The sequence below is a fragment of the Solibacillus sp. R5-41 genome (genome assembly GCF_002736105.1).
Lineage (GTDB): Bacteria > Bacillota > Bacilli > Bacillales_A > Planococcaceae > Solibacillus.
Window position 1 is genome coordinate 2,906,624 of record NZ_CP024123.1, and the last position, 21,699, is coordinate 2,928,322.

Consider the following 21,699-nt stretch of genomic DNA (forward strand, 5'->3'; position numbering starts at 1 on the left):
CTTGTATGAATGATCATTACGATTCAGAAAGTTATGCCCACCTTCGTTCTAATTAAGAAATTAAAGTTTTGACTGCTTTTGAAATCGCGGCACCATCTGCTTTTCCAACTAATAATGGCTTGGCAATTTTCATTGCATCGCCCATATTCATGCCCGCTGAAACGCCTGCTTCTTGTAGTGCAGAACGGATTTCCTCTTCAGAAAATTGCTTCGGTAAGAAACTTTTTAAAATCGTTAATTTCGCTTCTTCTTTTTCAATTAAATCTGCACGCTCTGCTTTTTGTGCGCCTTCAAGTGATTGATTTGTTTGCTTAATTTCACGATTAATAATAGCGATTTCTTCTTCCGGAGAAAGCACGGCACCCTTTTCCTTTTCCGCTAAATCTAATGCCGATTTTACTAATGTTAAAACACCTTTTGCTAAGACATCCTTATCTCTCATCGCTTGCTTTAATTGTTCAAATACTACTGTTTTCATCATGTTTAACTGCTCCTTTACTTATGGATTTTGAATAATCATAATCAGTTTTTACTTTACTCATTCACATTGTATCACGGAAGTAAACATGGAATAAATTACTTTGTGACATTTTCTTCGATTAATGCTTTCAATTGTTTACTACTCCTTTGATACATTATCCAAACTTCAGGCTGACCAAATGGCATAATGATTAATTGTTTCCTTGTATTTTCCCAAATCGTATAGGAAGTATCATTGACGTGGACAATGTATAATGGTTTGTCATAATTTATATTGATAAACATATTGGCTTCCCACGCTGCATTTTCAAGTAAGTGCTCCATTTGTTGGCGTGCATCATCCGCAAATGTCACTTCTTGAATTTCACTCGCCCGCTCATTCGGTAAAAGTACTTCAATGTCTTCAGATAATGAAATTGCCTGCTCATTTAATTCATCAACAACACTCGTACCTAAATTTTTCAACTTAATATAATCGCCTACTTGTACAGGTACTTCGTCACCATTAAGTATCCATGAGGCGTATTTTTCTTCTGGTTGATTAAAAATTTGTTCATCTGTAAGTGTCGTTAGTTCCTGCGCTGTCATATTTTCAATAAAATAAAACATGCTTCCATTCACCGATGCGACGACACCAGTTGTTGGCATTTGACTTGAATCATTCATTACTTTAATTTGATGCTTCTGCTGAAACTGTTCGATTTCTTTTGCAAAATGCTGTTCCATATAACGTGTTGCTTGCTGATTTGTGTATTCGCTTGCAATAATATCGTTCATGACCGGAAATTTTTTATACCATTCATCATTTAATTTTGTTCGATAAATTTGTAGTTCAATAATCGTTAATAATAGCTGCTCATTAAATTGTTTTTGACTAATATTGCCCTTCTCTAATGTTTGCTGCTTTAAATTTTCTTGGTCTGGGTATTGGCTATAAACTTCAAATTGCTCTTTGTATTCTTCAGCGCTATATGTTAGATCATACTTTTTTGCGAGTTCCAAAACACCGAGCGCTTGTAAATAATTGTAAAAGCCATTTTCTTTATTAAAATCACTATTTCTCCACGAGATTTGCTCACTCGCTACATAAAACTCATACAATAGCTCATTTTTTTCAATGCTTGACCTCGCCTGTTTCGTATCAACGCTGAACTCTGTCATATACCAGCTTGCCATTAGCATCATAAACAGACATAAAATACCCACTGGAATAAGAAAAAACGGCTTTTTTCGTTTTGGTGATTTGTGATACAGTAATTTATTTTTTAATCGTTGCTCGCTCTCTTTCATATCCCCTGTCACTTCATTTAAAGCACGTTTATAATCATTCATGATTCAGCACCTCCCATTGCCCTTCTAATGTTGGCCTTAACTGCTCTCGTGCGCGTCGTAATTGGGTTTTCACTGTGTTTTCTGGTATCTCTAACAGTTCCGCTACCCGCTGAATTGACAGCTCTTCATAGTAGTACAATATAATGGGCTCACGATATTTTAATGGCAGTTTTAAAATCGCTGCCCCAATTTTTGAACGCTCCTCTTGCTGCACAACATGATCTGGGTCCGACGTTTTCATCCACCATTTCGTTTGTAATTGGATTTTTTTATATGCCCAGCTTTTTAAGTAGTCCTTGCTTTTATTAATGGTCATCATCGTTAAATAAGCTTTTATTTGACCACGTTCTTCGTAATTGGATTGATAAAATTTGATTAGCACATCTTGTACGACATCTTCCGCGGCAGCTTGATTTTTCAAATAAAAATAGGCAAGTCGTAATAAATGATTGCTGTATTCCTCGATAATTTGCTCTAATTCCAAATCCCTCTCCCCCTTCCCACTTGATAAACGATTGTCACAGGTTGTACGTTTCAAAAAATTGTATTTTCTATTATTTTACATGAAAAACAAAAAAGCATAAGAAGAAAAATCCTCTTATACTCGAGTCCATCAATTATTTAATTCATAATGCTTACCTTTGACTAAGTAAAATAAATGCTCGGCGATATTCGTTGCATGATCTGCACAACGTTCTACATAGCGGCAAATAAACGATAAATTCGTAATTTGCGCGACATGCTCATTCGAAACATTCAGCTTCAATAAATGACTAATCGTACTGCCGTATAATTCATCGACCTGGTCATCTAGCTCGGCAATTTCCTTTGCTTTTACCGTATTTTCTTCAATGAATGCTTCAATAATATGGCGAAGCATAGACACGGTTTTATGGAACATTTCTTCTATCGGTTCTACACTTGTTATAAACGAATCTTTACCTATTCGAATCGTATCTTTCGCGATATTTACTGCATAGTCACCTACTCGCTCCATATCGGACGCTGCTTTAATAACAACAATTAAACGGCGTAAATCCGTAGCGACCGGCTGCTGCTTAGCCAGTAATAAAATCACACGGTCATTAATCGCTTCCTCTAAATGATTAATTTGCGTATCCATATCAATGACAGTCAGTGCTAAATCAATATCTTTTGTCAAAAATGCTTTAAATGAAAGCTCTAATGCATCGACACTTTTATCGCACAGCTCCATTAAATCTTGCTGTACCGCAATTAAATCATGTTCAAAACGCTCACGAACCATTGTTTCCACTCACCTTTCCCTTATCCAAATCGACCAGAAATATAATCTTCCGTACGCTGATCACTCGGAGTTGAGAAAATTGTATCGGTTTGGTCAAATTCAATTACTTCGCCGTTTAAGAAAAATGCAGTCTTATCTGAAATACGCGCCGCCTGCTGCATGTTATGCGTAACGATGACAATCGAATAATTTGCTTTCATTTCTTGAACAAGCTCTTCTACTTTTAATGTTGAAATCGGGTCAAGTGCACTTGTTGGCTCGTCCATTAAGATGACATCTGGCTCAATCGCTAAACAACGTGCGATACAAATACGCTGTTGCTGACCACCTGATAAGCCATATGCATTTTGATTCAGACGATCCTTTACTTCATCCCAAATCGCTGCCCCTCGCAATGACTTTTCAACAATTTCGTCTAAAATTTTCTTATTTTTAATCCCATGAATACGTGGTCCATAGGCGATATTGTCATAAATTGATTTCGGGAACGGATTCGGCTTTTGGAACACCATCCCTACTTTTGTACGCAATTCCTCTACTTCATAGCCTTTTTCAAAAATATTGCGACCACGGTAGTTCACTTCACCATTTGTACGGACAATCGGAACAAGCTCTACCATACGATTCAACGCTTTAATATACGTTGATTTCCCACAGCCTGAAGGACCAATAATTGCCGTTACTTCATTTTCCTTCATATCTAAATTGATATCCTTAAGCGCATGATGCTCGCCGTACCAAAGATTGAAACCCTTCGATTCCATGACAGTAGATTGCTCATTTAGCTGAATAATTGGACTTTTCGACTGTTGTTTCTCTAAGATTTGAACCAATTTTTCCATCTCCTAATAACGTTTTTGGAATTTATTTCGAATGAACACCGCAATGGAGTTCATAAAGATCAGTACCGCCATTAAAACAATAATTCCCGCTGATGCTACGTACTGGAACTCTTCTTGTGGACGTTTTGCCCAGTCGAAAATTTGCATCGGTAATGCGGTAAAGGTGTCTAGCATGCCTGTCGGTAAAAATTGTAGAATGACCGGAATCCCGATAACAACAAGCGGTGCCGTTTCCCCAATCGCACGTGATAATGCTAATATACTGCCCGTTAAAATTCCTGGAATGGCTGCTGGAATTACTACACGAATAATCGTTTGCCATTTTGTAGCCCCCATCCCGTACGAAGCTTCCCGCTGCTCTTTCGGTACAGAACGAATCGCCTCTTGTGCCGCTACGATAATAACAGGTAATATGAGCAAACTCATTGTTAGTCCTGCAGCTAAAATACTTTTCCCCATACCGAGCATACGAACGAATATCGTTAAACCAAGTAATCCAAATACAATCGAAGGAACACCTGCTAAGTTTGAAATGTTCATGCGAATAAAATCATTCAATTTATTTTTCTTTGCGTATTCCTCTAAATAAATGGCTGTACTTACCCCTAAAATAATCGAAACAGGTGCTACAACTGACATTAAATAGAGCGATCCAACTAATGCCGCTTTTATCCCTGCATTTTCAGGTATGCGCGATGCAAAGTTTGTTAGAAAGTCAAAGTTTAAATAGCCTATTCCTTGTGAAAAGATTCGGTATAATAAAATGGCCAGTGCGATTAATGCAAAGCTCGTTGCTGCAATAAATACACCTTTCCAAACTCGATTCCATACGAGGCGTTTATTCATTCGCTTCATCACATGTTCCTGTTGTAAATAGCGCATTTTAATACTCCTCTCTGAATCGTTTTGAAATATAGCCAGCTAATAAGTTCATTGTTAATGTAAAGATAAATAATGTGAAACCTACAGCATAAATAGAGTAATAAATCGTCGTACCATATCCTGCATCACCCGTCGTTACTTGTACGATGTAGGCTGTCATCGTTTGAATCGAATCCGTCACACCAAAGTCAAATCTCGGTGTCGAGCCGCCTGCTAACGATACAATCATTGTTTCCCCAATAGCACGAGATACGGCAAGAACAATCGATGCAATAATACCCGATAATGCAGCTGGTAAAACGACTTTTAACGATACTTCTAGTTTCGTAGCTCCTAAACCAAGTGCTCCTTCACGAATCGATTTCGGGACAGAGCTCATCGCATCTTCAGACATCGAAGCAATCATCGGTAATACCATAATGCCAACGACAATCCCCGGACTCACTGCATTAAATATTTTTAAACTAGGAATAATGGCTTGTAAAATGGGTGTAACAAATGTTAATGCAAAGAATCCGTAAACAATGGTCGGTACACCTGCTAACACCTCTAATATTGGTTTAATCGTTTTGCGAACGCGCTCTGATGCGTATTCACTTAAATAAATAGCTGCACCTAAACCAAATGGAACTGCAACTAATATGGCGATCAATGTCACTTTAAATGTCCCTATTATAAGAGGTAATACTCCGTAAAGTGGCTCTTTACCTGAAAACGGAAGCCATTCCTTACCGAATAAATAATCCGTGATGGAAACACGAGTAAAAAATTCTACTGTCTCAAATATTAATGTGAAAACAATCCCAAAAGTCGTAAGTACCGAAATGGATGCTGCTAAAAATAGGCCCATAGGTATTATTTTTTCGATTACTTTCTTTCCTTTGCGATTGCGAGACTTGGCAATTAGCTGCTGTATCGGTGATGACTCTTGCTGCTTAGAAGTCATGGGTAAAACTCCTTCCATAGTTAAGAAGAAAAAATGCGGGGCAGGACATCTACCCCACACGCTTTTCTAGCAATATTATTTTAAACCTTCTAATGTTTTTAAGCCTTCTTCATATTTTTCTTCTGGAAGACTTACATAACCAACTACTTCAGCCATTGTCCCTGCATGCTCTAAAGAGAATTTCGTAAAGTCATAAACTGCTTCATTATCTTTAATTGCACTGTTTTTAACATAAACGAATAGTGGACGAGATAATGGTGAATATTCACCTGATTCGATTGTATCGTTCGTCGGCTCTACGCCATCAACAGATACGACTTGTAACTTGTTTTGGTTTTCTAAGTAATACGCATAACCAAAGTAACCAATCGCGTTTTTATCTGCTGTAATCCCTTGTACTAATACGTTGTCATCTTCAGATAATGTCGCACTTTTCACAATATCTTCACCGTCTAAAATGACTTCATCAAAGTAGTCATACGTACCTGAGTCAGCTCCTGGTGAGTAGAAAACGATTTCTTCAGCTGGCCAAGAAGGATCGATATCTGACCATTTTTTTGTTGTGCCGTCTTCAACCCAAATTTTCTTTAATTGATCAACTGTTAAATCCTTTGCCCATGTATTTTCTGGGTGAATTACTACTGATAAACCGTCGTAGGCTAATTCAAATTCTGTGAAATCAATGCCTGCTGCCTCTAATTTTTCTTTTTCTTCATCTTTAATTGGGCGAGATGCATTTGAGAAATCTGTTTCACCATTGATGAATTTTTCGAATCCGCCGCCTGTACCCGATACACCAACAGATACGCGTACATCTTTCTGTACACCTGCGTACTCTTCAACTAACGCTTCTGTAATTGGGGCTACCGTAGATGAACCATCACCTGCAACTGTACCTGCTAATTGTGCATCGCCTGCTTGTGCTTGATCTGTACCAGTTTTTGCAGGTTGTGTTGTATCACCTTCTCCACCACATGCACCTAATAGTAATGCTGATCCAAGTAATGCTGTTGATGTTAAGTACTGCCACTTTTTCATTTGTAATTCCTCCGCTTGTTTTTAAAATTAATTTTTCTTACAGTTCTCACTATAATGATAATTTGTTGAGAGGATGTATTTGATTCGTAAAGGATATGTAAAGGATTGTTCGAATTGTAAACTGAGAGGGGGTAGATTGTTATTGGAACCAATCCGCTATCATGGTAATTCGTTTCACGCATATTAAAAATCCACCACTTTGTATGTGCAAAGTGGTGGATTTTTAATTTAGGACTCTAGTAGTTACATAAAAATTTCTATTGTACTTTCTTAACACTAGCAATATCGGCCAGTTTGATTTCTTGTTCCTGTATTTTAGATGGTTCCTTTTTTGTTTTGATCGTCGCAATATGTAATAAAATCGTTTTTGCATCTTTTTCTTTTGCATAGCCTTCAAACTTAGCATTATATATAATCGTACCGTCCTTTAATGTTACGGTCGCTTTTTTAGCGCTCACTAATTCTCGTAAAAAAGGATATTTATTGACATTTCGTTCACGCTCAGCACGGACTAATCTTGGTCCTAATGAATAGATAATTAATTCAAAAATAAAAACATATACAACTGTTGTTAAAATGATCACCCATATTGATATATTCATGGATGCTAGAATAATGGCATTACTAATAGCACCTAAAAAAACGATTCCGTGCGATATTTTATTTCTCATTATCAATCACCTCATATAGTAATAGCTTTCTATAAAAATTTTCTACTTTTAAGCAGGTTTTCTTAAATAAAGGTAAAAATCCCGTAGCTATTAACTACGGGATTAAATTTTACTCAGTTACCGTTTTTACTTCTTCATCTTCATCTAGCTTTTCATCAGAAGCTTTAATGATTGGTTTATCTACTTTACTAGAAGACAATCCTTCCTCCGCATATTTTTGCTTTAACTCAAAATATGCATCAACTAATTCTCTCGCTGCTAAATTCGCATGTGGTAAGTAGTTATTCTCAAAAATCGTCGTTGCCCATGGGAAAATAATCGCATATGCAATTTCTGGATCTTCAAAAGGTGCATATCCTACATGGACGATATTAATCGTATCCGTACCGTATTTTTCCTCTTGAGGCCCATAATAAACTACTTGGGCAGTACCTGTTTTACCAGCACCTGTGTAATCTGCTGTTGCAAACTGTTTACGTGCTGACCCATGTGAGCCAAAATAAACGCGGCGTAAGCCTTCTTGAACATGTTTAATTTCTTCTTCACTATTTTCAATACGGTTTAAAATCGTTGGTGTTACTTCCTCAACTACTTGACCTAAATTTTCACCATCTTTAGAAGGTTTTCGAATTTCCTTCAGCATGCGCGGCTGTATACGATAGCCACCGTTAGCAATCGTCGAAATATATTGCGCTAATTGCATGGTTGTATACGTATCAAACTGACCAATCGCTAAGTTTAGTAATTTGACATCCGTATCAGGATCGGCCTGATAACCAACCGCTTCGCCAGGTAAATCAACACCAGTAGGTACACCTAATCCAAACTGGGCAAATTCATTGCGCATTGTTTGTAATGTACCATCTGCTAAACTAAATCGCATGCCTGGTGAATATGTTCTTCCTCCGATACCCATTGCAATTTTAAACATGTATACGTTGGAAGATCGCTCTAATGCTGTTAAATCATCCAACATAACGCTGCCATTCTTATTAAATAATGTATTTAGTGTAATATTCCCGATTTTCATTGGTGCATCAAGCATAACCGTCCCCGGTGTAATGACGCCTTCGTTATAGCCCATTAAAACCGTCGCAGCTTTTACTACAGAACCTGCTTCATAAGCCGTTGTAAAAGTACCATAAGAATAATCGACAATATATGGCTTGCCTGTTTCTTCATCCTTTTCGATTTTCTTTCCTACTACTGAAAGCAGTTCACCCGTTTTTGGATTCATTGCAACCATAAAGCCACGATCTAATAACTCAGATCCTCCTTTAGACTTTAAATCTAATAACTGGCGCTCTAAAATTTCATCCGCTTTTTGTTGCAGTTCAATGTCAATCGTAGAAACTAAATCTTTTCCAGGTTCTCCGTCGTATGTTGTAACGGTTTCGACAACCTGACCTTTTTTATTCGTTAAGTTTTTGACTATTGATTTTTCACCTTGTAAAATTTCTTCGTATTGTGCTTCAAAATAACTTTCGCCAACACGATCATTTCGCGAATAATCGCGTGCTAAATAGTGATTTAAGTCGGATTTCGGAACCCCTTTACTCGGCACAGTCGTTCTTCCTAAAACCGCTAACGGTGATAATCGAACGCGCTTCCAATCCGTTGTCGTATTCACACCTGGCAAGTCCGTTAAATTTTCGGAAACACGTGCAAATTCATCGTCCGTCACATTTTCACCTTTAATAATTTGTGGAGATAAATTATAGCCGGTCATCATTTCGCGATAAATCGCTAAAACTTCCAGGTCAAAATCTGTCATCTGAGCTAACTCTGCATCTGTTATCCGCTCACGAATTCGTCGGTCATACTCGGCATTGAGCTCCTTTTTTTCGAGTTCTTCATGCTGTTCTTGGAATTCGTCCATTTCTTTTTTTGTTACTTTTGCTTTCGCTTCTTCATTATTTAGTAGTATCCAGAAGTCCAATTTATCGCGCTGTGTTATTTTATCAGTTGGCTGTTCGATTAAATGAGCTAACTTATTCGCAACTTCTAGCATATCCGCTTGTTTCGTCGTTTGCATTTTCGTGTAAGTAATCGCATTTTCTGGTTGATTGTCAATTAAAATTCGGCCATAGCGGTCAAAAATTCGTCCCCGCGGTACACTTGTATTTACTCGTACTTCTTCTTTTTGCTCTAATTTACGTACATAATCGTCTCCCTTGACAATTTGTAAATAGCCAAGTCGGAAAATTAATAAAGAAAACAGTACAAATATTGAAAAGAAAAGGACGTTCATTCGAAAAGTTAAACTGGCACGATGTGTTGCCTTCGGATTCGATGTACGATTTTGCGGTATTTTTCGCAATATAAACTCCCCTTACTTTTTATAATCCCTTAAACTTAACATAGTCATGTCTTATTAGTATAACACTGTGATTGCTTTGAAAAAAGGGCGTAGTTTACATTAAGACGGTTTGAAAAAAATAAAGGTTTCCAATTTAGATTGATTCGGTCAAAATGATAATAAAATGTTTCATTTGAGGTGAAAAAATGGCTTTTTTAGCAGTTGGAATCGGTGGCGCATTCGGTGCATTGTTGCGTTTTTCATTAAGCGAATGGATGCTCGTTTCAAACGGCTTTCCATACATTACATTAAGTATCAATTTAGTAGGGAGTTTTTTGCTCGCCTATTTACTTTTACGCCAAACAATCTTAAAAAGTCCACTCCTAAAATTAGGGGTGACTACTGGTTTTTTAGGCGGCTTTACGACCTTTTCTACATTTAGTTTAGAAGCTTTGACGTTTTTACAGCAGCAAATGTATGGAAGTGCCCTTATTTATGTCGGTTGTAGTAGCATTGGTTGCGTACTGGCAAGTTATTATGGATTTCGATTCGCTAAAAGGGGTGAACAAAGATGATCTATGTTGCACTAGGTGGCTTTTTCGGAGCCATTGCGCGTTACGGATTAAGCCAATTCATTCGTACCACTTTTAATACAACCTATCCGTTTGCTACATTTTTTATTAATTGTTTCGGTTCATTTTTCATCGGCATTGCAGTTGGACAAGGCTTTTCAACATCGGTTCAACTTTTTGCGGTCATTGGTTTTCTAGGAGCTTTTACAACCTTTTCCACATTTTCATTTGAAGTCATTCAATTAGTTGAAAAAAAACAGGCGAAAATGGCATTCCTTTATTTGCTAAGCTCCATTTTGATTGGCATTATAATGGCTTTTATTGGGTTTCAAATAAGTCAATAGACTAGCTAGAAATGTCCACAAACTAAGGCGGTTGGTTGTTAGAACAAGGATAATAAAAGCCTCTAATAGAATTAATATACGATAACTAAATGAATAAAATTGTGAATGCTAATAAGGTGGTTATCGGAGCAGAACAATATGTTAATAACCCTGGATGGTTACATACTCAGAAAGAAGAATTAAATTTATTAGACGAAAATACACGGCAAAATAGGTTTGATAAAAATTCAATTTCGGCTATTCTAGCTGAACACGTTTGGGAGCATCTTACATACGAAGAAGGTTTAAAGGCAGCAATAATATGTTTTAAATATCTAAAACCTTCTGGGTATATTCGGTGTGCAGTACCAGATGGCTATTTTCCTGACTCTTCCTACCAAAATACAGTTAAGGTAGGTGGCCCTGGACCTAAAGAACATCCAGCAGCGAGTCATAAAATAGTTTACAATTATAAAACGTTGATGAAAATGTTTGAAACCGTTGGATATAAGGTTAATTTACTAGAGTATTGTGATGAAGAAGGGCATTTTTATCAAAATAATTGGGATGGTGTGGATGGTGTAATTTTTCGTTCCAAAAAGTATGACCCTCGAAACCATGGAGACGATCTTGCTTTTCCTTCTTTGATTGTTGATGCCATGAAATCAATATAATTTAAAGTTTGTGAAGAAATGGACTTACAGTAATAACGACTTTAGTTGAATATTCGTATTCCGAAATAATCAAGCCTAATATAAAAATGAATAGCGATAAACAGTTTATACCTCGTATTTTGAATAAAATTTGTTCAAAATACGAGGTTTATTTTATCCAAAAATTGAGTATTATCGGCAAATTTTAATTAATCTTTTTTAATAACACTTAAATATTTCTGTAGGCTAGTACATCACAGTAGGCATAATACCCTGTCTGTTTCTATTGGTATTGAAAGGATTGTTGTAAAATCGTTATTTAGCGAGTTGCTGTTCATAGAGTGAGATCCAATGTTCCACCGTCATTTTTTGGCAAAGTTCTGCGATTAATTCGTACGGTATATGTTTTGTAGACGTCCACCGAATACAACTTTTCCCCATATTTAATTTCGTAGGTACGATTTCTTGATAGGCCTCTTGAAACCAGTGCAACAACTCAGGGTCGGCGTAAATACCCATATGATAAAGGGCTAAATGGCGTTTTTGTGGTGAGATACTTAAAAATGGTAAAGGTGTACCCGGTGTACAATGGTAACCTTTTGGATAAGTCGTGAGCGGTACACTATAAGCAATCATATTTCGATCCCGTGTCTTTTCAAATCCTTCAGGTAAGTTTTCATCTACAGTTGTCATTAATTTAACAAATGCATCATGCCATTTTTCATCTATTTCAGCGATAAATTCTTCAAACATAGAGCCACCTCATTTTCGATTATTTGATTCATATTTTACAGTATAACAGGAAAATATGGCATAGAAAAAACGCATGTTAAGTCATACTTAACATGCGTTTGAATGATTCTTATATTTTGTACCTGCCGCTTCGCTTTCGATACAGAAATAATCAAAATTGCATAAGCAATTTATATTATTTAGCAGCTTGGAATTTAGCTTCTACTACATCCCAGTTTACGATGTTCCAGAAAGCACCAATGTAGTCTGGACGACGGTTTTGGTAGTTTAAGTAGTAAGCGTGCTCCCAAACGTCTAAGCCTAGGATTGGCGTTTTGCCTTCCATTACTGGAGAGTCTTGGTTTGGAGTTGAAGTTACAGCAACTGAGTCACCGTCAACGATTAACCAAGCCCAGCCTGAACCGAAACGAGTAGTTGCAGCTTTAGCAAACTCTTCTTTGAAAGCGTCAAATGAACCGAATTTTGCATCGATTGCAGCTGCCACTTCGCCTACTGGAGTAGTTGAACCGCCTGGAGCGATTAATTCCCAGAATAATGAGTGGTTAGCATGTCCGCCACCGTGATTACGTACTGGAGTTTGTTTGTCAGCTGGAAGTGCATCGATGTTTGAGATTAACTCGATAAGATCTTTGCCTTCAAATTCAGTACCTTCTACTGCACCGTTTAAACCTAAAACATACGTGTTGTGGTGTTTCGTGTGGTGAATTTCCATTGTTTTTGCATCGATATGTGGTTCTAATGCATCATACGCGTAAGTTAATTGTGGTAATTCAAAAGCCATTGTGAATTCCTCCCTGGAACTAAAATTAATGTTGATTACACTACTAGGTTATCAAATTTATGCGCCCCATACAACGAAAAAAATAGTAAATATAACATTTCAGTCTTTTGACGGAAGCACTGTATTTCTTTTCTATCGTGTAATCTAGTAATGTTTACCATATTCAGTGTACGACAAAGCGAATAGTTTTTTCAAATAATCGCACCTCAGATGGAAACAATAAATATTATTATCATAATTACTTGAACGATACCTTTTGTAACAACTGAAGTTAAAAATCCGATAACCGATCCGACTCCTACTTTGATCGCTTGTTGAATCGATGTGCGTTCCACAATAAGCTCTCCAATAATGGCCCCTAAAAATGGACCGACTATAATTCCTGCAAATGGAATGACAAAGGGACCGACTAACAAGCCAATTGTACTTCCCCACATGCCCGCTTTTGATCCACCAAACTTTTTGACACCGATTATATTAGAAATTGTATCAGCCACAAATAGTAAAATGACGAATAAAATTTCGATTAACCAAAACCACCATGGTAAATCGGCAAAGCTATAAAATAATCCGTAAGCGATGAAACCGCCTAGTAAAAAAATAACCGATGGGATGATTGGATAAACGAGTCCAATAAATGCGATGGCAAATAACGCAATGATAATTGTCCATGCTAAAATGTCCAAACGGCAACACTTCCTTTCAATATTTGCAACCTGCATTTATGTAACTTTTCATAAATTCTTTGCTATTAGAAAATATACGTATAACTTGGGGAAAAGTTTCAGTTTTTAGGGTTCTTCTATAGATTAAGTTGTTGGAAGTTTTCTTATTTTAATTTTAATAAAGGGTGAACTAGCAATCCCAATTCCTTGACATACTAATTAATATATCAACTATCATATGAATTTCTTCAACTAGCTCACTCAGTTAGTTACATAAGCTTTTTTAATATGGGGAGCGTTCTTATCCATCTAACTCCCCCTCCTCACTCTACAAAACTATGATTTTTCATGTTAAGATACATTTCAAAGGAGCTATTACATATGAAAATTTCTCACATGCAATTATTTATTGATAGTTTAACCGACCCGAAAAAATTAGGAGCTTACCGTATTCTATCTATCGGAAAAGTCATGCAGTATGCTTTTTTACTTATCGCAATACTAACAGCTTTTTCGTTTGGTCAATTCGTAACTACCGGTGCTGATGCTGTGTTTAGCTATGGTGATATTGAACAATATGCAGCGGACGTGAAATGGATTGTTTATCCGATTGCGATTGTTTTTTTATTTGTGATGAGTACCGCCATTTTTTTTATTAAAGTTAGCTTATACGCACTTGCTGGGCAATTTTTAGTTAAGCCAATGAAACGTCGCGGTGAATATCGTCAAGTTTGGCGGACGGCAGTTTTTGCTAGTACTTGGGCAACATTGTTCTCTATGTTTGGTAGTCTATTCCGGTTTTCGTCTACGATTATTACGCTCATCAGCATTTTTATTACGATGGCGTTTATTATTTTCGCTTTAACAAAATATCCCCTCGAAAAAAAATGAATGTTTCCCTCTGTCTCACATATAGATTAGAAAGTAGATTTTACTCTATGTTTAACTTGTTTCAGCAGAAGTCCCCTACTTTTACAAGTGGAGGTTCAAACCCCAGCTGAATCAAGTTAATGCCCCGGCGGATGTCACAGATTTTTTAGGGTAACTTTTCGAGCTAGCTCGAAAAAATCTGGACGCAATTACACCGAGGCGTAATTGATTAGAGACGGAGGGATTTTTTTGCGATATTTAATTGCCTCGATCATTATCGTTGCCATTGCCTTTGTGATCAAGGTCGATTTACAGGAAGGCACATTGCCACTCGCATCCTTTTATCAGCCGAAAACCGATTGCCAAAATGACGAAGAACTTACTTATGTGACTGTTCAAGTAATGGAAGGTGATACGATGTACAGCTTATTTGCAGCTACCCCTTCTCCGATAAAAATGACCTACCCTGATCGACTTGCGAAATTTTATAAATTGAACCCACACTTACAACTACAATCACTCGTTCCAGGTGAACAAATATTATTGCCTATGCAAACAAATCCGTTAAAAAATTGCACAAATTGAAATCGTAGCGTTTCTTCCTTGTCCTTACAATCAGACACTGATAAAATAAGTGACAGTGACGGCTTACAAAAAGAATAGTTGAGTAGGTTCAACTACACATTCAAAAGCCTGAGAAGGAGAGAATTTTCATGAGTGAAATCGTTCACCGTACAAAAACGCGTCCTGTGCGTGTCGGTAATTTAACAATTGGTGGCAATAACGAAGTCGTAATTCAAAGTATGTGTACGACAAAAACACATGATGTTGAAGCGACTGTCGCTGAAATTAAACGTTTAGAAGAAGCTGGATGCCAAATTGTACGCGTAGCTGTTCCTGATGAGCGTGCAGCAGATGCAATTCCAGAAATAAAAAAACAAATCAATATCCCACTTGTGGCGGATATTCACTTTGACTACAAATTAGCATTAAAAGCAATCGAAGGCGGCATTGATAAGGTTCGTATTAACCCAGGGAATATTGGACGTCGCGAAAAAGTTGAAGCGGTTGTCAATGCTGCAAAAGCAAAAGGTATTCCAATTCGTATTGGGGTAAACGCTGGTTCTTTAGAGCGTCATATCCTTGAAAAATATGGCTACCCAACAGCGGATGGAATGGTCGAATCAGCACTTCATCACATAAAAATTTTAGAAGACTTAGACTTCCACGATATTATTGTGTCGATGAAAGCATCTGACGTAAACCTTGCGATTGAAGCTTATGAAAAAGCAGCTAAAGCATTCGATTACCCGCTTCACTTAGGGATTACAGAGTCAGGTACATTGTTTGCAGGTACGGTAAAATCCGCAGCTGGTTTAGGTGCCATTTTATCAAAAGGAATTGGAAACACATTACGTATTTCCCTTTCTGCTGATCCAGTGGAAGAAATCAAAGTAGCTCGTGAATTATTAAAATCATTCGCATTAGCTTCTAATATGGCGACGTTAATTTCATGCCCAACTTGCGGACGTATTGAAATTGATTTAATTTCTATTGCCAATGAAGTAGAAGAATATATTTCTAAATTGGATGTGCCTTTAAAAGTAGCTGTACTTGGCTGCGCAGTAAATGGACCAGGTGAAGCACGTGAAGCAGATATCGGCATTGCTGGTGCACGTGGTGAAGGACTATTATTCATGAAGGGCAAAACAGTTCGTAAAGTGCCTGAGGAAACTATGGTAGAGGAACTAAAAAAAGAAATTGATAAATTAGCAGATGAAATGGTAAAAAAACGTGAAGCGGAAGCAAATGCGTAGATAGGAGACGAGGAAATGACGACTTTAAAACATCGATTCGGCATTGATATTGACGGGACGGTTACTTGTCCTGCTACGTTACTTCCACATATTAATAAGCAATATAACATTAATATGACATTAGCAGATGTAACAGAATATGATTTTTTAAGTGGGTTTCCGTATCCTGTTAACCGTGATGAATTCCAAGCTTGGTTTAAGGAAAATGAGCCATTTATGTACGAGGTAAGTGAGCTGGCTGAAAATGCGCGGCAAATTTTACAGCAGTGGCAACCGAAGTATGAACTGTATTATATTTCAGCTCGCGGGACAAATGTTCTGGAAATTACACAAAACTGGTTCCATGCATTCGATGTGCCATACGATCATATTGAGCTGATTGGCAAGCATGATAAAATTGCGATGGCCAAAAAGTATCAAGTAGAGGCATTTTTCGAGGATAAGCATGACAACGCTGTGGAAATCGCAGAACAATTAAACATTCCGGTTATTTTATTTAATACTCCTTATAATCAGCAAACCGTTCCAACTAACGTCATCCGCGTAAATAATTGGTTAGAGGCAAATAATTGGATTTCTAGAAACTTTTAATACGCAAAGAAACAAACACTTCAAGTTATTTTGAACTTGAGGTGTTTCTTTTTGTTTTGGATTTTGTAAATCCAGTTTCGATTAAACTGATAATTATTTTTCATATTACTTGTACTCTTTCTTGTTATCTTCCTTCTTTATGAACATAGTAAATTTACACGTGAAAATCAATGTTTAACCTAAGTTAAAAAACTTTGATATTTGTTGGAAATTTAATTTCTAAAATCACAATTTAATGTGAAAAACCACGAAACTTCCTCATTCGAACACAAAAAAACGCACAATAGCATAGAGCCATAAAGTGCGTTTCCTTGGTTAACTGTAAGCAAAACATCCTGTGAGAACTGCTTTGTATCCAACTTCATGTTGGCCTAAAACAGACTCCCTACCCCAGTAATCGTCGTAGCTAAGTCTTCTCGGTAATTTTCGTGTGCGGGGTTTAAGCTGTTGATATTCACTTCATTTCCACCAAGTGAAGAATGGATGTAGCAATCATCACTAATATACATTGCTACGTGGTCTGGGAAGAAGAGTAAATCCCCTCGTTGCATATCTTTTTGGTCGATGGCCTTTAGCGGGAAGCCGTCGACGATTTTTGCATCTCGGTAAATATACGCACCATTTAACATGTACGCCATCGAGCAAAGTCCTGAACAATCGATCCCAGCTGGCGTTTTCCCACCCCAGCGATAAGGAGTCCCTAAATAGCTAAAGGCTGCCTCGACTACTTGTTCACGGAATAAAGCTTGATTTAAAGTGTACACATGCATGCGTTCTTGCACCCAATCACTTCGTACATAACCAATATCGCCTGTAACTAAACGCACTTTTGACCAGTTTGTTTCTACGTCGGCATCTTCTATCACATGAATAAAAGAACCACGTGGTAAAGTGATAATTTTGGCACTTTGAATGATTGGATTCACTAAAACATCTGCAAAACTTTGAATGACCACATGCTTTGCTTGTTCAATCCATGTGTTTTTTAATGCTTGATCGACTTCAATATTTTCCTTTAAGCAATAGCCTTCATAACGATAAAAAGTGCGGACTTTTGCCCATTTCTCATCGACATGTTCCACTATTTCTATCGGCATACCGTACAACGCTTCATCCGCTATTTCCGCCTGCGTATTCGGTTCTGCTTGCAAATTAGCAATGGCTACTTTAATAAGAGCATTCATTTTATTTAGTTCCCCCTATCCCTTTGAAAATGCGCATATGCGATTTTTGAAATTTGACCGATGTATTGCCTCGCCTTCTCATTGTCAGTGACCTCTGTCAGGAACACGCCGATAAAATAATCCACTTGCTCGGTAAAAACAATGCCGACATCATGGTCGACGGTGTCCAAACCACCCGTTTTATGAGCGATTTTGACATCATCGACTAAATATCGTTTAAGCGATTCATGACTTCGTTGACGCAATAAAATATTTAAGGCCACTTCATTCCATTCATGTGCCAGCAGTTTTCCTGCATAAATTTGATGAAATAAATGCTGCATATCACGAGCTGTTGTGACATTATCAAAGCCTTTTTGTTGGCGCTCAAAATCCATCATTTTCCGCTGAACAGACGTCGATTTTAGCCCGATTTGCTGAAAATAATAATTTAAAGTCTCTATCCCGATAAAATCAATACACATATTTGTTGCCGTATTATCACTTGTAATAATCATCCACAGCAGTAACTCATGCAGCGTAGCCGTCTTTTGCTTTTGCTCCGTTAACACGCTAAAATCAACGACATTGTCACTAGTAATCGGTACAACTTGTGAAAGCTGTCCATTCGTTTTCTCAAGATGATGTAATACCGCCATCAAAATCGGCACTTTAATGACACTCGCACTTGAAAAAACGGATTGTGTATTTTTTTCTATAAGTGATTCATTCGTTCGATAATCTTGGATGATAACATGCACACGATACGGAATTTGATCAAGTAGCTGCGCCAACTGTTGTTTATACATGACTAATCTACGACCGTAATCATTTTTGCAGTTGCATCGACCTTCACCGTTTTCCCGAGTGGTAACGACATCGTTGGTAATACATGCCCACAAGTCACATTCATTAAAATCGGAATATTTAATGGTGTTAAAATTTCATCCACAAGCGTTTCTAAACGCAAACTATTTTCTGGATGCTCTGGATCTGGAGGACCACAATCCGTCCACCCTCCTAACAAAATGCCCGCTAAGCCTTCAAGCTTCCCTGTTAACTGCAATTGAGTCAGCATGCGGTCAATGCGCTGTTCATTTTCCTCAACATCTTCTAAAAATAAAATTTTACCATGCAAGTTTATCTCATACGGCGTACCTAAAGAGGCCACCACGAGTGTTAAGTTTCCACCTACTAATTGCCCTGTCGCAGTACCCGGAACAACTGTGATCAAATCCTCACCAGGAGGATTCGCTAATTGATAGTCACTCCACTGTGTATTCGTCACGCTGTTAATGAAATAATCCCAAGTGTAGTCATCCATTTTTTCACGAATAAATTCGGTCGATGGCATCGGTGTATGGTACGTAACTAAATCACATTGCTGATTCATCACGATATGTAATGCCGTTACATCACTATATCCTGCGAATACTTTTGGATTTTGCTTAATCGTATCCAAATCAAGCATCGGTAATATTTTTGTTGCCCCGTAGCCACCACGAATACTGAAAATCCCATCAATTTCAGGGTTGGCAAACATCGCATTCAGTTCCCTCGCACGCAATTCGTCACTCCCTGCTAAATACCCATGACGCGCACGACATGTTTCACCTACAACGACCTTAAATCCTAGTTTTTCAACCGCTTCAATCGCAGGCTGCAGTTTATCCGGTGGCGTCGCTCCAGAAGCACTGACTAACGCTACTGTATCACCTTTTTTTAATGATTTTGGAATGACCATTGTCATACAAGACTCCCCCTCTTTTCTAATTGTTGACGATAGCTCTCCTGTTCATCACTATTCCCTAAAACAAAATGCCCCGTTTCTATTTCCACAAATTCGGGTGGATCTTCCTCATAACGATGCTGCGTTGGATCATACACTTGCAACGTCTTTTGGCGCTCTTTATGCGGATTCGGTTCAGGAACTGCTGCCATCAATGCTTTTGTATACGGATGAAGTGGATTATTAAAGAGCTTATCAGTTTCACCGAGCTCAACAATTTTCCCCTTATAAATAACCGCTGTACGATCAGTAATAAATCGAACAATCGAAAGATCATGGGCTATAAACAAATACGTTAAATCCTTTTGCTCCTGCAAATTTGAAAGTAAATTTAACACTTGTGCACGAATTGAAACGTCAAGGGCAGAAATCGGTTCATCCGCCACAATAAATTCCGGATCCATCACAAGCGATCTCGCAATGCCGATACGCTGACGTTGCCCACCTGAAAACTCGTGTGGAAACCGAGATGCGAACTCTGGCAATAAGCCGACTTCAAGCAGTGCGTTTTTCACTTTTTGCATGCGTTCTTCTTCAGACTTAAAGCGCTTATTGCTAATTAACCCTTCTGAAATAATGTAATCCACTTTTGCACGTTCATTGAGTGAAGCACCAGGATCTTGGAAAATCATTTGAATCTTTTGTGTAATTTCCTTATCCCACGCTTTCGGAATACGTCCGTTTATTTTTTGACCATGAAATAAAATTTCTCCCTTGGAAACGGGGTTAATTCGCATAATCGCACGTCCAATTGTCGTTTTACCTGAGCCCGATTCTCCAACTAATCCAAACGTTTCCCCTTTGTAAATATCAAAGCTTACATCATCCACAGCTTTAAACTGTTTCTTTCCACTGCCAAAAATAATATCAATATTTTTTACTTCGATTAATTTTTCTTTCGTCGGTTTACTCATTGGCATAGCGTCTCCCTTCTTCAAAAAAAGCTTGTAACACTTTAGGAGGCTCAACTTTTGGTGCCTTTAAATCAAGCAACCACGTTCTCGCAAAATGGGTGTCGGTCACTTTAAAGAATGGAGGACGTTCCACAAAATCAATTTTTAATGCATACTGATTACGCGGCGCAAAGGCATCCCCTTTTATTTCCTTGAATAAATTCGGCGGTGTCCCTTTTATCGAATATAGGTCTTCCCCCTTTTCCCCTAATTGAGGAAGCGAAGAAATTAATGCCCATGTGTAAGGATGTTTGGCATTAAAGAATACTTCATCCGTTTTTCCGACTTCAATAATGTCTCCTGCATACATGACAGCAATGCGGTCCGCTACTTTTGCAACGACACCAAGGTCATGCGTAATATATATTGTCGACAACCCGTATTTTTGCTGTAAGTTCGTTAATAACTGTAATATTTGCGCCTGTATCGTAACATCTAGCGCCGTCGTTGGTTCATCACAAATTAATACGTCTGGGTTACAAGCGACCGCAATTGCTATAACAATCCTTTGACGCATCCCACCTGAAAACTCATGTGGATACTGTTTATAGCGTCGTTCTACTTCGTGAATGCCGACATCTCGTAATAGCTGCAATGTTTTCTCGTACGCTTCTTTGCCCTTTAAATTTTGATGTAGCACGACACTTTCTTCGATTTGCTTCCCTACTGTTTTCAATGGATTTAAGCTCGTCATCGGATCTTGCGTAACCATCGCGATTTGCTTGCCGCGAATTTTTAACCAATCCTTTTCCGTCTTGAATTTCGTTAAATCATGCCCGTTATAGGAAATTCTCCCCGAATCAATATAGCCGTTTTTATCTAGCAAGCCCATAATCGACTTCACTAACACCGATTTCCCCGAACCTGATTCCCCTACGATTGCCAAGCTTTCTCCTTTATATAAATCAAGTGAAATATCTCGAATGGCCGTTAATGTTTGACCGCGCAATTTAAATTTTATGACTAAATTTTTTATAGATAATATAGGCTGTTGTTCCATCGTTCGCCACCC

Annotated in this window: 25 protein-coding genes; 7 read left to right on the forward strand and 18 right to left on the reverse strand. The window is 37.9% G+C overall.

Annotated elements, in window-relative coordinates:
* Positions 1–52 precede the first annotated feature (52 nt).
* The 10 genes from CSE16_RS14360 to CSE16_RS14405 form a co-directional block, all read right to left on the reverse strand.
* Positions 53–481, reverse strand: a complete 429-nt coding sequence (locus CSE16_RS14360; protein ID WP_099424536.1) for a GatB/YqeY domain-containing protein — start codon at positions 479–481, stop codon at positions 53–55.
* A 95-nt stretch (positions 482–576) separates the two neighbouring features.
* Complete coding sequence (locus tag CSE16_RS14365; RefSeq protein ID WP_099424537.1) at positions 577–1,812, reverse strand: hypothetical protein; 1,236 nt, start codon at positions 1,810–1,812, stop codon at positions 577–579.
* Positions 1,805–2,296, reverse strand: a complete 492-nt coding sequence (locus CSE16_RS14370) for a sigma-70 family RNA polymerase sigma factor (RefSeq protein ID WP_099424538.1) — start codon at positions 2,294–2,296, stop codon at positions 1,805–1,807. The genes CSE16_RS14365 and CSE16_RS14370 overlap by 8 nt, the downstream gene beginning before the upstream one ends.
* Positions 2,297–2,425: 129 nt before the next feature.
* Entirely contained in the window at positions 2,426–3,079 is a 654-nt protein-coding gene (gene phoU / locus CSE16_RS14375; RefSeq protein ID WP_099424539.1) for a phosphate signaling complex protein PhoU, read from the reverse strand.
* A 20-nt stretch (positions 3,080–3,099) separates the two neighbouring features.
* Positions 3,100–3,843 carry a phosphate ABC transporter ATP-binding protein PstB gene (gene pstB / locus CSE16_RS14380; RefSeq protein ID WP_253896273.1) on the reverse strand — a complete coding sequence of 248 codons (744 nt, stop codon included), beginning with the start codon at positions 3,841–3,843 and terminating at the stop codon, positions 3,100–3,102.
* A gap of 81 nt (positions 3,844–3,924) precedes the next feature.
* The gene (gene pstA / locus CSE16_RS14385) at positions 3,925–4,803 is read right to left on the reverse strand and encodes a phosphate ABC transporter permease PstA (protein ID WP_099424541.1); all 879 of its coding nucleotides are present in this window, start codon (positions 4,801–4,803) and stop codon (positions 3,925–3,927) included.
* Position 4,804: 1 nt separating this feature from the next.
* Complete coding sequence (gene pstC, locus CSE16_RS14390; protein ID WP_099424542.1) at positions 4,805–5,749, reverse strand: phosphate ABC transporter permease subunit PstC; 945 nt, start codon at positions 5,747–5,749, stop codon at positions 4,805–4,807.
* A gap of 75 nt (positions 5,750–5,824) precedes the next feature.
* Positions 5,825–6,787, reverse strand: coding sequence for a PstS family phosphate ABC transporter substrate-binding protein (locus tag CSE16_RS14395; RefSeq protein ID WP_099424543.1), 963 nt, complete (start codon positions 6,785–6,787; stop codon positions 5,825–5,827).
* 257 nt (positions 6,788–7,044) lie between these two features.
* Positions 7,045–7,458: a response regulator gene (locus tag CSE16_RS14400; RefSeq protein WP_099424544.1), complete on the reverse strand. Its 414-nt coding sequence runs from the start codon at positions 7,456–7,458 to the stop codon at positions 7,045–7,047.
* Between the two features lie 109 nt (positions 7,459–7,567).
* A complete protein-coding gene (locus tag CSE16_RS14405) occupies positions 7,568–9,778 on the reverse strand; it encodes a peptidoglycan D,D-transpeptidase FtsI family protein (protein ID WP_099424545.1) in 2,211 nt (736 codons plus the stop codon).
* 185 nt (positions 9,779–9,963) lie between these two features.
* Between CSE16_RS14405 and crcB (CSE16_RS14410) the strand changes: the two genes are divergently transcribed.
* The 3 genes from crcB (CSE16_RS14410) to CSE16_RS14420 all read left to right on the forward strand — a co-directional run bounded on the left by crcB (CSE16_RS14410) (position 9,964) and on the right by CSE16_RS14420 (position 11,326).
* Positions 9,964–10,332: a fluoride efflux transporter CrcB gene (crcB, locus tag CSE16_RS14410; protein ID WP_099424546.1), complete on the forward strand. Its 369-nt coding sequence runs from the start codon at positions 9,964–9,966 to the stop codon at positions 10,330–10,332.
* A complete protein-coding gene (gene crcB / locus CSE16_RS14415; RefSeq protein WP_099424547.1) occupies positions 10,329–10,673 on the forward strand; it encodes a fluoride efflux transporter CrcB in 345 nt (114 codons plus the stop codon). Before crcB (CSE16_RS14410) ends, crcB (CSE16_RS14415) begins: the two co-directional genes overlap by 4 nt.
* Before the next feature lie 89 nt (positions 10,674–10,762).
* The gene (locus CSE16_RS14420; RefSeq protein ID WP_099424548.1) at positions 10,763–11,326 is read left to right on the forward strand and encodes a class I SAM-dependent methyltransferase; all 564 of its coding nucleotides are present in this window, start codon (positions 10,763–10,765) and stop codon (positions 11,324–11,326) included.
* A 294-nt stretch (positions 11,327–11,620) separates the two neighbouring features.
* Here CSE16_RS14420 and CSE16_RS14425 read toward each other — a convergent pair whose 3' ends face one another.
* The 3 genes from CSE16_RS14425 to CSE16_RS14435 all read right to left on the reverse strand — a co-directional run bounded on the left by CSE16_RS14425 (position 11,621) and on the right by CSE16_RS14435 (position 13,525).
* Entirely contained in the window at positions 11,621–12,058 is a 438-nt protein-coding gene (locus CSE16_RS14425; RefSeq protein ID WP_099424549.1) for a DUF1801 domain-containing protein, read from the reverse strand.
* Between the two features lie 175 nt (positions 12,059–12,233).
* Complete coding sequence (locus CSE16_RS14430) at positions 12,234–12,839, reverse strand: superoxide dismutase (protein WP_099424550.1); 606 nt, start codon at positions 12,837–12,839, stop codon at positions 12,234–12,236.
* Positions 12,840–13,045: 206 nt separating this feature from the next.
* A complete protein-coding gene (locus CSE16_RS14435) occupies positions 13,046–13,525 on the reverse strand; it encodes a DUF456 domain-containing protein (protein WP_099424551.1) in 480 nt (159 codons plus the stop codon).
* Positions 13,526–13,885: 360 nt separating this feature from the next.
* On the opposite strand from CSE16_RS14435, the gene CSE16_RS14440 reads away from it, so the two are divergent.
* The 4 genes from CSE16_RS14440 to CSE16_RS14455 all read left to right on the forward strand — a co-directional run bounded on the left by CSE16_RS14440 (position 13,886) and on the right by CSE16_RS14455 (position 16,782).
* Positions 13,886–14,395 (forward strand): DUF1189 family protein, encoded by a 510-nt coding sequence (locus CSE16_RS14440; protein WP_099424552.1) that lies wholly within the window; start codon positions 13,886–13,888, stop codon positions 14,393–14,395.
* Between the two features lie 228 nt (positions 14,396–14,623).
* A complete protein-coding gene (locus tag CSE16_RS14445) occupies positions 14,624–14,959 on the forward strand; it encodes a hypothetical protein (protein WP_099424553.1) in 336 nt (111 codons plus the stop codon).
* 128 nt (positions 14,960–15,087) lie between these two features.
* The gene (gene ispG, locus CSE16_RS14450; protein WP_099424554.1) at positions 15,088–16,191 is read left to right on the forward strand and encodes a flavodoxin-dependent (E)-4-hydroxy-3-methylbut-2-enyl-diphosphate synthase; all 1,104 of its coding nucleotides are present in this window, start codon (positions 15,088–15,090) and stop codon (positions 16,189–16,191) included.
* Positions 16,192–16,206: 15 nt separating this feature from the next.
* On the forward strand, positions 16,207–16,782 hold the full coding sequence (locus tag CSE16_RS14455) for a hypothetical protein (protein ID WP_099424555.1): 576 nt from the start codon (positions 16,207–16,209) through the stop codon (positions 16,780–16,782).
* A 371-nt stretch (positions 16,783–17,153) separates the two neighbouring features.
* On the opposite strand, the gene CSE16_RS14460 is transcribed toward CSE16_RS14455, so the two are convergent.
* The 5 genes from CSE16_RS14460 to CSE16_RS14480 are packed head-to-tail and all read right to left on the reverse strand — an operon-like array spanning position 17,154 to position 21,687.
* Positions 17,154–17,966: a C40 family peptidase gene (locus CSE16_RS14460; RefSeq protein WP_099424556.1), complete on the reverse strand. Its 813-nt coding sequence runs from the start codon at positions 17,964–17,966 to the stop codon at positions 17,154–17,156.
* 5 nt (positions 17,967–17,971) lie between these two features.
* Positions 17,972–18,754 (reverse strand): serine hydrolase, encoded by a 783-nt coding sequence (locus tag CSE16_RS14465; RefSeq protein ID WP_099424557.1) that lies wholly within the window; start codon positions 18,752–18,754, stop codon positions 17,972–17,974.
* Positions 18,755–18,756: 2 nt separating this feature from the next.
* Positions 18,757–19,695 carry a S66 peptidase family protein gene (locus tag CSE16_RS14470; RefSeq protein ID WP_099424558.1) on the reverse strand — a complete coding sequence of 313 codons (939 nt, stop codon included), beginning with the start codon at positions 19,693–19,695 and terminating at the stop codon, positions 18,757–18,759.
* On the reverse strand, positions 19,692–20,648 hold the full coding sequence (locus CSE16_RS14475) for an oligopeptide/dipeptide ABC transporter ATP-binding protein (protein ID WP_099425846.1): 957 nt from the start codon (positions 20,646–20,648) through the stop codon (positions 19,692–19,694). Before CSE16_RS14475 ends, CSE16_RS14470 begins: the two co-directional genes overlap by 4 nt.
* Positions 20,641–21,687, reverse strand: a complete 1,047-nt coding sequence (locus tag CSE16_RS14480; RefSeq protein WP_099424559.1) for an ABC transporter ATP-binding protein — start codon at positions 21,685–21,687, stop codon at positions 20,641–20,643. Before CSE16_RS14480 ends, CSE16_RS14475 begins: the two co-directional genes overlap by 8 nt.
* Between the last annotated feature and the right edge of the window lie 12 nt (positions 21,688–21,699).

Excerpts from the sequence above, each read along its gene's own strand:
- CSE16_RS14460 (WP_099424556.1), bottom strand. The coding sequence starts at position 17,966 with ATGAATGCTCTTATTAAAGTAGCCATTGCTAATTTGCAAGCAGAACCG.
- pstA (WP_099424541.1), bottom strand. The coding sequence starts at position 4,803 with ATGCGCTATTTACAACAGGAACATGTGATGAAGCGAATGAATAAACGC.
- CSE16_RS14480 (WP_099424559.1), bottom strand. The coding sequence starts at position 21,687 with ATGGAACAACAGCCTATATTATCTATAAAAAATTTAGTCATAAAATTT.
- CSE16_RS14420 (WP_099424548.1), top strand. The coding sequence starts at position 10,763 with ATGAATAAAATTGTGAATGCTAATAAGGTGGTTATCGGAGCAGAACAA.
- CSE16_RS14470 (WP_099424558.1), bottom strand. The coding sequence starts at position 19,695 with ATGACAATGGTCATTCCAAAATCATTAAAAAAAGGTGATACAGTAGCG.
- CSE16_RS14455 (WP_099424555.1), top strand. The coding sequence starts at position 16,207 with ATGACGACTTTAAAACATCGATTCGGCATTGATATTGACGGGACGGTT.
- CSE16_RS14360 (WP_099424536.1), bottom strand. The coding sequence starts at position 481 with ATGATGAAAACAGTAGTATTTGAACAATTAAAGCAAGCGATGAGAGAT.
- CSE16_RS14475 (WP_099425846.1), bottom strand. The coding sequence starts at position 20,648 with ATGAGTAAACCGACGAAAGAAAAATTAATCGAAGTAAAAAATATTGAT.
- pstB (WP_253896273.1), bottom strand. The coding sequence starts at position 3,843 with ATGGAATCGAAGGGTTTCAATCTTTGGTACGGCGAGCATCATGCGCTT.
- CSE16_RS14365 (WP_099424537.1), bottom strand. The coding sequence starts at position 1,812 with ATGAATGATTATAAACGTGCTTTAAATGAAGTGACAGGGGATATGAAA.
- CSE16_RS14400 (WP_099424544.1), bottom strand. The coding sequence starts at position 7,458 with ATGAGAAATAAAATATCGCACGGAATCGTTTTTTTAGGTGCTATTAGT.
- CSE16_RS14425 (WP_099424549.1), bottom strand. The coding sequence starts at position 12,058 with ATGTTTGAAGAATTTATCGCTGAAATAGATGAAAAATGGCATGATGCA.
- CSE16_RS14430 (WP_099424550.1), bottom strand. The coding sequence starts at position 12,839 with ATGGCTTTTGAATTACCACAATTAACTTACGCGTATGATGCATTAGAA.
- phoU (WP_099424539.1), bottom strand. The coding sequence starts at position 3,079 with ATGGTTCGTGAGCGTTTTGAACATGATTTAATTGCGGTACAGCAAGAT.
- crcB (WP_099424546.1), top strand. The coding sequence starts at position 9,964 with ATGGCTTTTTTAGCAGTTGGAATCGGTGGCGCATTCGGTGCATTGTTG.
- pstC (WP_099424542.1), bottom strand. The coding sequence starts at position 5,749 with ATGACTTCTAAGCAGCAAGAGTCATCACCGATACAGCAGCTAATTGCC.
- CSE16_RS14395 (WP_099424543.1), bottom strand. The coding sequence starts at position 6,787 with ATGAAAAAGTGGCAGTACTTAACATCAACAGCATTACTTGGATCAGCA.
- CSE16_RS14440 (WP_099424552.1), top strand. The coding sequence starts at position 13,886 with ATGAAAATTTCTCACATGCAATTATTTATTGATAGTTTAACCGACCCG.
- CSE16_RS14465 (WP_099424557.1), bottom strand. The coding sequence starts at position 18,754 with ATGTATAAACAACAGTTGGCGCAGCTACTTGATCAAATTCCGTATCGT.
- ispG (WP_099424554.1), top strand. The coding sequence starts at position 15,088 with ATGAGTGAAATCGTTCACCGTACAAAAACGCGTCCTGTGCGTGTCGGT.
- crcB (WP_099424547.1), top strand. The coding sequence starts at position 10,329 with ATGATCTATGTTGCACTAGGTGGCTTTTTCGGAGCCATTGCGCGTTAC.